Here is a 12,602-nt window from a genome sequence, read left to right as displayed (position 1 = left end):
AACTTGTAAAATCTTATGGTGGTTTTGCCAAGGGTGTTCACCTCTTCCCATACCGAACAGAGAAGTTAAGCCCCTTATGGCCGATGGTACTGGTATTCCAACCGGGAGAGTAGGTAGCTGCCATATTCATTTGAGACCCGATCATTTATTTGATCGGGTTTTTTTATGCCCAACACTTTTTTGAAGCATTATCTCTTCTCCTTCACCCTTCTAACCCAAACAATTCATCACGCTATATTCCACTGCAATATTTTTAATCTTAGTCTGCTGTCAGTAAAACATCCCCAAAGTTGCCATTAAATACAACAGTACAAGTGTGCGACGCATATGAAGGACCACAAAGTATCAACTGCCCGGACAAAAAAATTATACATTCATCCTGATGTCTACTCAATTACTTGCTTTTTCCTAATTTTCAGGTTAGCTGGTTTTGGCATAATTTCAATAGCTTAAATAACACTTTTAAATTTCGATGATGCAACTGATGAATGACAAAAATGTTTCTTTCAGATTGCTTGAAAGGAAGGATCAACAAGGACTATACAACTACCTTAATCAGCTTTCCGCGGAAAGCAGGTCCAGGTTTGGACCACATGCTTTTGATCTTAAAACAACAATTGAAATTTGTGATAACCTTTACGGAGACACCATTTATTTTATAGCCGAAGATTCAGGCAATAATATTATTGCCTATATGCTTTTAAGGAAAGGAATGCTTGATGCCGATAAAAGTCGCTATGACGATTACCATATTTTCTTTGACGAAAAGTCAACTGCTACCTACGCTCCGTCTGTTGCAGATGAGTGGCAAAATGCAGGCATTGGTACTGCCATATTTCAGTATATTCTGTTGTATCTTAAAAATAACGGGTACAAAAATCTCATACTTTGGGGTGGAGTGCAAACACTTAATCAGCGGGCAGTTCATTTTTACAGTAAGCATTGTTTCAAACAAGCCGGTTCATTTTGGTACCAGGGAAAAGACAACTTGGATATGTTCATGCAGTTATAAAAATAGCTTTATAGCATTTCAAAAGCTCTATTACTTTTTACGAAAGTACTCTTATCCAGCGCTTAGAAATATTTATTAAAAGGGATGCTTTATCTTTATCAAAACTTGTCGCAAGAATAAAAAATAGCATTTTATCCTGGCAACAACACAATGTAGCAGTGAAATCGAGTCATGCTTTCACTTATCGTCTAAAAAATTTCTACCAGGTTATATAAATACATAAAAAATGATTAAAGACGCAAGTACAGAAGAAATAGAACAGGCAATGAATGCTGCATGGACAGCCTTTCATGAGTATCGCAAATTACCTTTAAAAAGCAGGGCTGATTTCATGAGGGCCATTGCTGTTGAACTGGAAAATTGTGGCGATCCGCTGATAGAAACAGCCATGCGTGAAACCAATTTACCCGAAGCAAGATTACGGGGCGAAAGAGGCAGGACCATTTTTCAGCTGAACAGTTATGCTGCTGCCTGCGAAAAAGGTGACTGGCTGGGAGCAAGCATAGACACTGCTATCCCGGATAAGGTACCACCAAAACCAGACATCAGAAAAATGCTGGTGCCGCTCGGGCCGGTCGTTGTATTTGGAGCCAGCAATTTTCCCTTTGCTTACTCAACTGCGGGCGGAGATACAGCGAGTGCTTTTGCAGCCGGTTGCCCTGTAATTGTAAAAGGACATCCTGCACATATACAAACCTCAGAAATAGTTGCCAACGCGATTTTATTGGCGGCAGACAAATGCAACATGCCTAAAGGAATTTTTGCGCATATCCATGGCGTTAGTTTCGAAACAGGCAAAGCATTGGTAACACATCCGCATACAAAAGCAGTAGGCTTCACAGGTTCATACGGAGGAGGTAAACAGTTGTTCGACTGGGGCAATCAACGCAAGGAACCCATCCCTGTTTTTGCAGAAATGGGCAGCGTTAATCCGGTTTTTTTGTTACCAGAAAAATTGAAAAATGCGGCCACCGAAATTGCCCAGCAATATGCAGGTTCCATCACGCTTGGTGTTGGGCAATTTTGCACTAATCCGGGACTAATATTTGGTATTGAAAGCGAAGCCCTGCAATTGTTTATACAAGAGTTAGGCACAGCCATTCAAAAAGTTTTGCCAGCGCCAATGTTACATCCCGGCATTGCCGCAGCCTATACAAAAAATAAAACGACTGCATTACAACAGGATGCTGTAGAACTTATAGCAGAATCTGCTACAGCAGTAAAAGAAAACGAAGGCACACCGACAGTAGCGTCTGCAACCGGTGAAACATTTTTAAAGAATCCATTGTTACACCAGGAAGTTTTCGGGCCTTATTCTTTGGTAATCCGTTGCAGGGATATGGATGAAATGATAGCAGCAGCAAAGCACCTGGAAGGACAGCTCACGGCTACATTGATGGCTACCGATACAGATATTACCAGCAATGAAGTGTTGGTGGAAGCAGTAAAAAATATTTGCGGAAGATTTATTTTAAACAGTGTTCCAACAGGTGTGGAAGTTTGTTTAAGCATGCATCATGGCGGACCTTTCCCTGCCTGTACCGATTCAAGATTTACTTCTGTTGGTGCAGATGGTATTAAACGTTTTGCAAGACCCATTGCATTTCAAAACTGGAACAACCAGTTGTTGCCCGATGAATTAAAAAATGAAAATCCCCTGGATATCTGGAGAACAGTAAATAATGAGTTGACTAAATCACAAGTCTAAGTTAAATTGATACAGATAGTTGGCTGGTTTGTTTACCGGATGAATAAACCAGCCAACCTGTAATGGCAGTAGCCAGAATAAAATAGAACACTAAAAAATTGCTGATCCAGGTAAATAGTTTATTTGCGCCAAACCAGTCTCCAAAATAAACAACGAATCCAATTCCAGCCAATGAGGTGATCATCTCCCAAACTATAGCATATTTATTTCCGTCCATCAGTTCAGTATAAGCATATACATAAACGAAAATAAAAGCACCGTATAAAAACATTTGAGGACTGCCTATTTTCGCAATGTTGCCAAATAAATAGCTTACCAATAAAAGCAGCACAATCAGCTGGATCCATACCCAGGCACTCAATACAGTGGAAGTATTTTTAGCATGGTACTTTTCAAAATTGTATACATCTTCAATTTTGTTAACAGGGTGCAAAGCCGCTACATCAGCGGGCCTCCAGCCGGTTGGCATGAACCAGATGCGTAATTTATCCTTGAAACTTTTGGTATGCCATGCGTCTTTAATCAATAACCACATGTGCTGAAAATTGATCCTGATGGGGTTCCAGGTTTGTGTTGGTCTGGTTATGCCGTACACCGGTTTTACATCCGGCAGTTCTTCCTGGAAAGTACCAAACAACTTGTCCCAAAAAATAAATATTTGCGAATAATTCTTATCAATGTATTCTTTGTTGATGGCATGGTGCACGCGGTGATGTGAAGGTGTAACTAAAATATATTCCAGAACCCCCATTTTGTTGATGTGCTGCGTGTGATACCAGAATTGCGCAAACAAATGGATGGGCGCTACAGTAGCAATAACCACAGGAGGTACACCCAGCAAGGCTGCCGGTATCAGTAAAAAAGCGAATAATCGCACAAAAGTTGAAATGCTCTGGCGCAACGCACAGGCTAAATTAAACTCTTCGCTGCTGTGATGAATGATATGGCTGTTCCAGAAAAAATTAATTTTATGATCGATGCGATGCACCCAGTAACCCGCAAAATCCAATACAATAAAAGCAATCAGTATGGTGTCCCAGGTTGATTGAACATGATAAATCGCGATCCTGTTTACCAGCCACTCGTAACTTAAAACAGCAATGCTTAAACCAAGCACATCTTTAGTAACATTGGTTACGCCTGAACTTAAACTGGAAATCATGTCCATATTGGGTACTGTGTCTTTACCTTTCAGATAGCCGTACCATTTTTCCAGCAAAACCAGCAGCAAGAAAACCGGCATCGCAATAAGCAGAATTTTTCCATACTGTTCCATACTATAAATCTACAAAACTTAACAACTTTGTCAAATTTTAAAACTTTCACGAAGTTTGATTAATTTGAACCATTGTTTCCGCAAAAACAGCGGCTATCTTACGACAGGAAATGCTAACTAAATGTACTTACAACAAGTAAAAATATCTATATGAAAAAAAATGTTCTATTAACCGCGATTCTTTTTCAATCTGTTGTTTCCCTGGCACAAACGGGCCTTGATAAAATTGAATTTGTCAATTTCTCCAAAGTAAATATTACAGATGATTTCTGGAAGCCCAAGATTGATAAAGTAGCTACTGTTACCATACCCGTATGCATTGATCAAACGGAAGTGAAGACACCCCGCATTAGAAATTTCGAAAAAGTTGCCCGCAAAAAAGGCGAAAAACATGAAGGTATTTTTTACGATGACAGTGATGTATTTAAGGCATTGGAAGCGATGGCCTATTCTTTAAAAACGCATCCCAATGCTGCAGTAGAAGCCAAGGCGGATGAGTGGATTGACAAGATTGCTGCAGCACAACAACCCGACGGTTACCTCAATACTTTCTACACGTTGAACGAACCCCAAAATCGCTATACCGACATGAGCATGCATGAAGACTACAATGCAGGACACATGATAGAAGCTGCGGTGGCGTATTACAATGTAACGGGCAAAAGAAAATTTTTAGATGTGGTGATTAAATGGGCTAACCATTTTGATGCTTTGTTTGGCCCGTCAAAAAAACATTGGGTAACGGGCCATGAAGAACTTGAACTGGCGCTGGTTAAATTGTATAAGGTAACCAATGATGAAAAATATTTGAAATTATCGAACTGGCTGCTGGAAGAACGTGGACACGGCTATGCAAAAGGTTATACCTGGACTGACTGGAAAGACACTGGCTATGCACAGGATTTAAAGCCATTGAAAGACCAGACAGAAATTACGGGCCATGCAGTGAGAGCAATGTACCTGTATTCCGGAGCGGCGGATGTGGCGGCACTTACCGGCAACAATGACTACCTGAAAGCGATGAAAAATGTTTGGGAAGATGTGGTGTTCAGAAACATGTATATTACCGGCGGCATCGGCAGCAGTGGCGGCAACGAAGGCTTTAGCAACGACTACGACTTGCCGAATGAGAACGCTTACTGTGAAACCTGCGCCAGTGTGGGAATGGTTTTCTGGAACCAGCGCATGAACGCACTGACCGGCGAAAGTATGTATATGGATGTATTGGAAAAGAGTTTATACAATGGTGCTTTAGATGGCTTGTCGTTGGAAGGCGATCATTTTTTTTACGGCAATCCGTTGGCATCTTATGGAAAAAACAGTCGCCGGGAATGGTTTGGTACAGCCTGTTGCCCGGCTAACATTGCCAGGCTGGTAGCATCATTGGGTAATTATATTTATTCGCAGAATAACAACAATATCTGGATCAATTTATTTGTCGGCAGTAACACAACTATCGCCTTACCAAAAGGAAATGTAGACGTAAAAATGGAGACGGGCTATCCCTGGAATGGCAATGTAAAACTGCAATTGAATGCACCAAAAAAATTGAAGTATGGGTTGCACATCCGTATACCGGGATGGGCGAGGTGTATACCTGCTCCCGGTGGTTTGTACCATTTTGCAGACAGCAGTTCTTCTAAATTAACCATTAAGATAAATGGTGTAACTACTGCCTATAGTGAAGAAAAAGGCTATGCTGTTATTGACAGGGAATGGAAAAAGACTGATGTAGTGGAGATAGAAATTCCGATGGAAATCAAGAAAATTATTTCGAGGGATGAGCTGAAGCAAAACAATGACCGTGTAGCTTTACAACGTGGTCCCCTGGTGTATTGTTTTGAAGGTGCCGATAACAATGGCAAGGCATGGAATATCATTTTACCCAACAATGCTTCCTTCACAACCGAACCTTACAGCGTAAAAAATGAAAAGGTAATTGCACTGGACGCAATGCTGCCGGTGGTTAATATCAACGCAGAAGGTACTTCACTTAACACTACCCAGCAAAAAGTGACAGCCATTCCTTATTACACCTGGTGTAACAGGGGCAGCAACCAGATGCAGGTATGGCTGCCAACCAAAATGAAAGATGTAAAAATTAATAATCAGTAAGTCGCCGATTTTTCCAAGAAACAAGCGGTGAATTTTTAGCGTTTGTACATAAAGAATAGATAGTTTTTTGTTCAACAATAAATTACTTTATGAAAGATATCACCATCATCGGCGGCGGTATTATTGGCTTGTGCAGTGCCTATTATTTACAAAAAGAAGGATACAAAGTAAATTTGATTGAAAGGGGCGACCTAAGTGATGGCTGTTCATTCGGAAACATGGGCTATATATCGCCCAGCCACTTTGTGCCGCTGGCAAGTCCGGGCATTATCTCACAAGGACTAAAATGGATGCTCAGTTCCACTTCTCCTTTTTATATCAAACCAAGGCTGAACCTCGATTTAATGAGGTGGGGATATCATTTCCGGAAAAGCAGTACAGCCGAAATGGTGCAGCAAAATGGCCCGCATTTAATTGATATTTTACAAGTGAGCCGGAGGCTGATGTTTGATTTAAAAAATGATATTGGCGATACGTTTGAGATGGAAGATAAGGGCTGCCTGATGATGTGCAGGCAACAAAAAACATTGGACCATGAATTTCACCTGGCGGATGAAGCAGAAAAATATGGGTTAAAAGTAGAACGCTTAAGCCGCCAGGGCGTGCAGCAATTAGAGCCGGATGTTGAACTGGACGTTGCAGGAGCCGTGTTATTTAAAGATGACTGTCATTTGAATCCGGGAAAGTTAATGATTGCTTTAAAAAGTCATCTTGAAAAATCAGGCGTGGTGTTTCATCTTAATACAACCGTCACCGGTTTTGAAAAAGCAAATAATGCCATCACTACCATCATTACTGATAAGGGCGCATTTCATTGCAGTGAGCTTGTGCTGGCTACCGGGAGCTGGCTTCCGGTTGTCGCTAAAATGATGGGCATACGTTTACTGCTACAACCAGGAAAGGGATACAGCCACACCTATGAGCAAGTTGAAAATAACGTGCGATATCCAGCTATACTGGTAGATGGAAGATGCGCTATTACGCCGTGGGGACAACAATTAAGAATCGGTGGTACCATGGAAATAAGTGGCATCAATAATAATGTTTTGGTGAGCAGGATGCAGGGCGTGTACGATTCTGCAAAAAGATTTTACCCGGGTTTAAAAATTGATTTTCCTCCCACAGACAAAATATGGCATGGCTTAAGACCTGTAACCCCGGATGGTATGCCTTATATTGACAGAACCGAACAATACAACAATGTGATCATCGCTGGTGGACACGCCATGCTGGGCATATCCGAAGCTACCGGCACAGGCAAACTGGTTACAGATTTGATTCAGCATAAAACAAGTGATATTGATGTGAGTGCATTCAGACTCAACCGGTTCTAAATACTCAATAAATTACAACGGCCGATGATTATCATCGGCCGTTGTAATTAAAAATTAAATCAGGGAAATAAGGTATTATTCCTTTTTGGGAGATATCACAGGTACTGCTTTTTCCCTGATGAGTTTGTTTAATTCCACCACATCAACATCCATCAATTGTTTTAATTTTTTAAGCTGAATATCAGCCATGGCGCTCAGGTCGGTATAAGCTTGTTTTACCTGTTGTGTAGGTGCATTGTAACCGCTGTTTGCATAATCAAACAAGCCACCTATTTTATCGTTTAAACGAATGGGATAGTTCAATACATCCTGCCCGCTTTTGGATTTTGTTTGATACAAGGCTTCTTCAATTACTGTCAATTGTTTGTTGATAGTATCACCTTTCTCTTTTATTTCTTTTGGCAAATCTTTTCCCTGGCGTTCTGCAAAGCCATTGATTTGCGTACGCATATCCCGGATATTTTTAATGGCTTTTTGTATCTCACTGAATTTATCCCGGATAGTGATCAACGTATTAAACTGGTCTTCATAATCCTGCTGCGTGATTTTATAGGTTGGGTTTGCAAGAATAGTAAAAGGTACTTCGGCGGAATCTTTATTCACCTTTACTTTTGCAAAATACTGTCCCGGTGCGGCTTTAGGACCGCCAACCGAACCATTCCACAAAATCATCCCATCTATTTTTTCGGCTTCAGGATAACTCATATTCCATACAAACTGGTTCATGCCTTTGCTGATTTCTATCTGGTCTTTTTTCTCTTTTGCATCTGTTGCAAATGTTTTGATCTCTTTTTTATTTTTATCGAGTATGATGACACTTCCTTTCACGCTGTCAGCAACTTCTTTTACATAAAAATTGATAACTGAGCCATTGGCTGGATTGGTGCCGGCATTTTTTGCGTTGGCGTTTACGGATCCGTCACGGCGGTAAGCATCATTCACAGGCAATACATAAAAATTTTTATTCACGGCTGCTGCGTCGAACTGCTGCACCGGCGTAAGGTCGTCAATACTCCAGAAGGCACGCCCCTGGGTAGCAACAATTAAATCATTGTTTTTTATTGTAAGATCGGTTATTGGAACAATGGGCAAGTTGAGTTGAAATGGCCGCCAGTTAGCCCCATCATTGTAACTGATGTACATGCCATATTCTGTACCAGCATATAATAATCCTGCACGTTTTTTATCGGCACGGATTGTTCTGGCAAAATGCATTGCCGGTATACCATTGGTGATTTCCTTCCATGTTTTACCGTAATCTTCCGTCTTAAAAATATAAGGTTTAAAATCATCCAGTTTATATTTTGTACCAACAATATAGACTGCTCCTTTTTTGAAAGGGTCGGCGTCAATACAGTTCCACATCATCCATTTACCTGCCGTTGGTGGTGTAACTTCTGACCAGTTTTTTCCGCCGTCTTTACTCACATTAACGCGGCCATCATCACTACCAGTCCACAGTAAATCTTTTTCATACGGACTTTCTATTGCGGTAAAGATGGTGCAATAATATTCTACGGAAGTATTATCCTGCGTGATCGGGCCGCCGCTGCTGCGCTGTTTAGTGGTATCATTGGTAGTAAGATCGGGACTGATCATTTCCCAGGTCTGTCCTTCGTTTTCTGTTACAAATAAATTTTGCGCACACACGTATAATCTCTTGGGATTGTGAGGCGAAAAGAAAATAGGGAAGTTCCATTGAAAGCGATATTTCATAGTGATTACACCGGCTCCCATTGGGTTATCAGGGTAAACGCTAATGGCCCTGTTTTCACCTGTTTTATGGTCATAACGGCTCAGGTATCCGTCATAGTTACCGCCATAAACAACATCGGGGTTCAAAGGATCAGCCACAACGTAGCCGCTTTCCGCACCAGCTGTCGGGCTCCAGTCTGCAGTTGTTATCCGGTCGCCATCACTGGCACTTAATATTCTTACCGTACTGTTATCCTGCTGTGCACCCAGTATGCGGTAAGGAAAATGATTGTCTGTTGAAACTCTGTAGAACTGGGCGGTTGGCTGGTTTTCATAAGTACTCCAGTTGGCGCCGGCATCAAAGCTTACCTGTGCGCCGCCATCGTCTGCCACAATCATCCGGTTGGCATCTTCAGGGTCAATCCAAAGGTCATGGTGATCACCATGAGGCGTGTTGATGGGTTGTTTAAATGTTTTGCCACCATCCGTACTGCGGTACATTCCTACGTTCAATGCATAGATAACATCTTCATTTTTTGGATCAGCAAAAATTTTGCTGAAGTACCATGCCCGCTGGCAGATATTGGCGTCATCCGTTTGCTTTTCCCATGTATTGCCACCATCATCGCTGCGGTACAATCCCCTGCTCTTGCATTCAATCAAAGCGTATATCCGTTCCGGGTTTACGGCACTTACCGTAATACCAATATTTCCGATGATTTCTTTTTTCGGCATTCCCTTTTTATTCATCAGGGTTGTCCAGGTTTCTCCGCCGTCAATACTCTTCCACAAGCCACTTCCGGGGCCTCCGCTTTCCAGGCTGTAGGGGGTGCGGCGGATGTTCCAGGTACTTGCATACAATACATTAGGATTACCCGGTTCCATCACCAGTTCGGCCGCACCTGCATTGGCATTGGCAAATAAAACTTTGCGCCAGGTTTTTCCGCCATCAATTGTTTTATATACACCGCGATCTTCACTGGGGCCAAATAAATGACCAATTACGGCAACCCAAACAATATCGGGGTTTTTGGGATGAATAACAATGCGGCCGATGTGCCGGGTATTTTTTAAACCAATATTTTTCCAGCTGCGACCTCCATCTTCACTTTTCCATAATCCATTTGTGCCTTCGCTTACATTACCCCTTAATGTATTCTCGCCTTCTCCTACATATAAAATGCTTTCATCACTGGGCGCTACTGCTACTGCTCCAATGCTGCCACCAAAACTTTTATCGCTTATGTTTTTCCAGTTGCTGCCGCCATCGGTTGTTTTCCAAACACCACCGCCTACAGCACCGAAGAAAAAAGTATTTTTATTTTTATAGCTGCCTGCCACTGTGCCACTGCGACCACCCCTGAAAGGGCCTACCAGCCTGTATTTTACCTTTCCAAATAATACAGAGTCCACAGATGCGGGCGGTGTTTTTTCTTTTTGGGCCCAGGAAAACAAGACGCTCAATAACGCAGCGGCAGATAAAAGTAATCTCATGAAAATAATTTTATTGAAGTTGAAAATTACAACAAAGCTGGCAATGTTATGCCCGTGTTGATGAACGTATTTTTTTGTGCCCTGTCTGAAGATTGGGTATTATTAGTTTTTCAAATTCATAATTTATCTTCTTTGTTTCACGCTAAAGTCATACTTTTCAATAATAATTTCCAGCATGTATTTATTAAAACGTTTACACCTGTTCAAAGGTCTTTTCTTCGCTTTGCTTTTATTGGGTGGTTTAATGCTGATTGGCACGGTGGGTTATATGCTTATTGAAAAATATAGTTTTTTAGAAGCGCTTTACATGACGGTGATAACAGTAGCCTCCGTCGGGTTTAATGAAGTTAAGCCACTTACTAACCCCGGGCGTGTTTTCACCATCTTACTTATCCTGATTAACTTAGGGTTGTTTACCTATTTCATCACCTGGCTGTCCCGTTATTTTTCCGACCTCGAACTTGTAAAACAATTTAAAAGAATCAACATGGATAATAAGATAGATCATTTAAACAATCATGTTATTATTTGTGGCTTTGGCCGTAATGGTAAAGAAAGTGCGCAGATATTATTCAATAACAAAATACCATTTGTAATAGTGGAAGAAAAAAAAGAGCCTGACACTACACTTGGCTTTGAAGTAAAACATTATTTGAAAGGGGATGCTACCAAAGATGAAATATTGATTGAGGCAGGAATAAATAAAGCCAGGGCGCTCATTACAACATTGCCGGTAGATGCTGATAATTTATTTGTCGTGCTCTCTGCAAAACAGCTTAATCCATCCGTAACTATTATCAGCCGGGCTTCGCAGGATTCATCTGTAAACAAATTAAAAATCGCCGGTGCCAGCAATGTAATTATGCCCGATAAAATAGGTGGTGCACATATGGCTACGTTGATCATGATGCCGGATGTAATGGAACTGTTGTCAATGATGAGTACAAAAAATAATACACAATTCAGGGTGGCAGAGTTGAAGGCCACTAAAAATATTTCGCTTAATGAGCTTGATCTGTGGAAAAAAACCAACTGCACAATTTTAGGCATCAAGGAGGAAAATAATTACACAATGAATCCATCAGCAGCATTTCAGTTACATACCGGCCTAAGCATTATTGTAATGGGAAGTGATGAACAAATTGAGCAGGCAAAAAATATGATTTAGGGAATATCAAAAATAATTTTTACCAGGCTTTTGTCTGAGTTTTTTTTATAGAATTTTTGATTAACGCTTACCTGGTTATTGTTCTGATTTACTATGCTGCCATTTCCTGAAAAAAATATTGCTATTGTTTGTAACCCTGCAGCGGGTGCAGGAAGGGCAGTTGATTGCGCCAATCAAATTGTTACAGCACTGTTATCAAAACAGATTTTGCATACCCTATATCTAAACAACTGGCCAGACAATTTAAATGGCTTCACAGATGTTTTTATCGCAGGCGGTGATGGCACATTGAACTATTTTATCAATCACTACCTCAGCATCCAGCTTCCTTTAGTGCTGTTTAAAGGTGGTACAGGCAACGATTTTCATTGGTTATTATACGGCACTAAAACGCTGGAAGAACAATTACAAACCGCTTTAAATGAAGAAGCAAAGCCAATTGATTTAGGAAAATGTAATGACCGTTATTTTATAAATGGCGTTGGTATTGGTTTTGAAGGGGCAGTGGTGAAGGCTTTAACCGGCCGGAATAAATTGCCGGGCAAAACTTCCTTCCTGCTTACGATTCTTAAAAAAATTTTTACTTACCGGTCGGCAAATTATTTGATACAATGCGGTGAAAAGGCAATAGCCGGCAGAAAGCTTCTGGTGGATATCAGTAATGGGCGACGTGCGGGCGGCGGATTTCACATTGCGCCAAAAGCCGCAGCCAATGATGGATTGCTGGATGTTGTGATTGCGGATGCGCTGACCGTTCTAAAACGGCTGCGCTACTTGCCGGTTATAGAAAAAGGCAAACA

8 protein-coding genes and 1 rRNA gene are annotated in these 12,602 nt (G+C 41.2%); 7 read left to right on the top strand and 2 right to left on the bottom strand.

Annotation, left to right across the window (positions count from 1 at the left end):
• Positions 1–14: 14 nt before the first annotated feature.
• The 3 genes from rrf to JWR61_RS24240 all read left to right on the top strand — a co-directional run bounded on the left by rrf (position 15) and on the right by JWR61_RS24240 (position 2,720).
• Positions 15–126, top strand: a 5S ribosomal RNA gene (rrf, locus tag JWR61_RS24250).
• A 358-nt stretch (positions 127–484) separates the two neighbouring features.
• Positions 485–1,012, top strand: a complete 528-nt coding sequence (locus JWR61_RS24245) for a GNAT family N-acetyltransferase (protein ID WP_301930263.1) — start codon at positions 485–487, stop codon at positions 1,010–1,012.
• 226 nt (positions 1,013–1,238) lie between these two features.
• Positions 1,239–2,720: an aldehyde dehydrogenase (NADP(+)) gene (locus JWR61_RS24240; RefSeq protein ID WP_301930262.1), complete on the top strand. Its 1,482-nt coding sequence runs from the start codon at positions 1,239–1,241 to the stop codon at positions 2,718–2,720.
• A 1-nt stretch (position 2,721) separates the two neighbouring features.
• Here JWR61_RS24240 and JWR61_RS24235 read toward each other — a convergent pair whose 3' ends face one another.
• A complete protein-coding gene (locus tag JWR61_RS24235; protein WP_301930261.1) occupies positions 2,722–3,996 on the bottom strand; it encodes a sterol desaturase family protein in 1,275 nt (424 codons plus the stop codon).
• Between the two features lie 150 nt (positions 3,997–4,146).
• On the opposite strand from JWR61_RS24235, the gene JWR61_RS24230 reads away from it, so the two are divergent.
• Positions 4,147–6,111, top strand: a complete 1,965-nt coding sequence (locus JWR61_RS24230) for a glycoside hydrolase family 127 protein (protein WP_301930260.1) — start codon at positions 4,147–4,149, stop codon at positions 6,109–6,111.
• Between the two features lie 89 nt (positions 6,112–6,200).
• Entirely contained in the window at positions 6,201–7,445 is a 1,245-nt protein-coding gene (locus tag JWR61_RS24225; protein WP_301930259.1) for an FAD-binding oxidoreductase, read from the top strand.
• Positions 7,446–7,520: 75 nt separating this feature from the next.
• Here JWR61_RS24225 and JWR61_RS24220 read toward each other — a convergent pair whose 3' ends face one another.
• Positions 7,521–10,634: a hypothetical protein gene (locus tag JWR61_RS24220; protein WP_301930258.1), complete on the bottom strand. Its 3,114-nt coding sequence runs from the start codon at positions 10,632–10,634 to the stop codon at positions 7,521–7,523.
• 175 nt (positions 10,635–10,809) lie between these two features.
• Here JWR61_RS24220 and JWR61_RS24215 point away from each other — a divergent pair, with 175 nt between their 5' ends.
• Positions 10,810–11,802, top strand: a complete 993-nt coding sequence (locus JWR61_RS24215) for a TrkA family potassium uptake protein (RefSeq protein WP_301930257.1) — start codon at positions 10,810–10,812, stop codon at positions 11,800–11,802.
• Between the two features lie 93 nt (positions 11,803–11,895).
• On the top strand, positions 11,896–12,602 hold a 707-nt coding region (locus JWR61_RS24210; RefSeq protein ID WP_301930256.1), incomplete at its 3' end, for a diacylglycerol kinase family protein.

Source organism: Ferruginibacter sp., assembly GCF_028288465.1.
Classification (GTDB): domain Bacteria; phylum Bacteroidota; class Bacteroidia; order Chitinophagales; family Chitinophagaceae; genus Ferruginibacter.
Note: the sequence above shows the minus strand (reverse complement) of the source record. Positions and strands in the feature narration are given on the sequence as shown.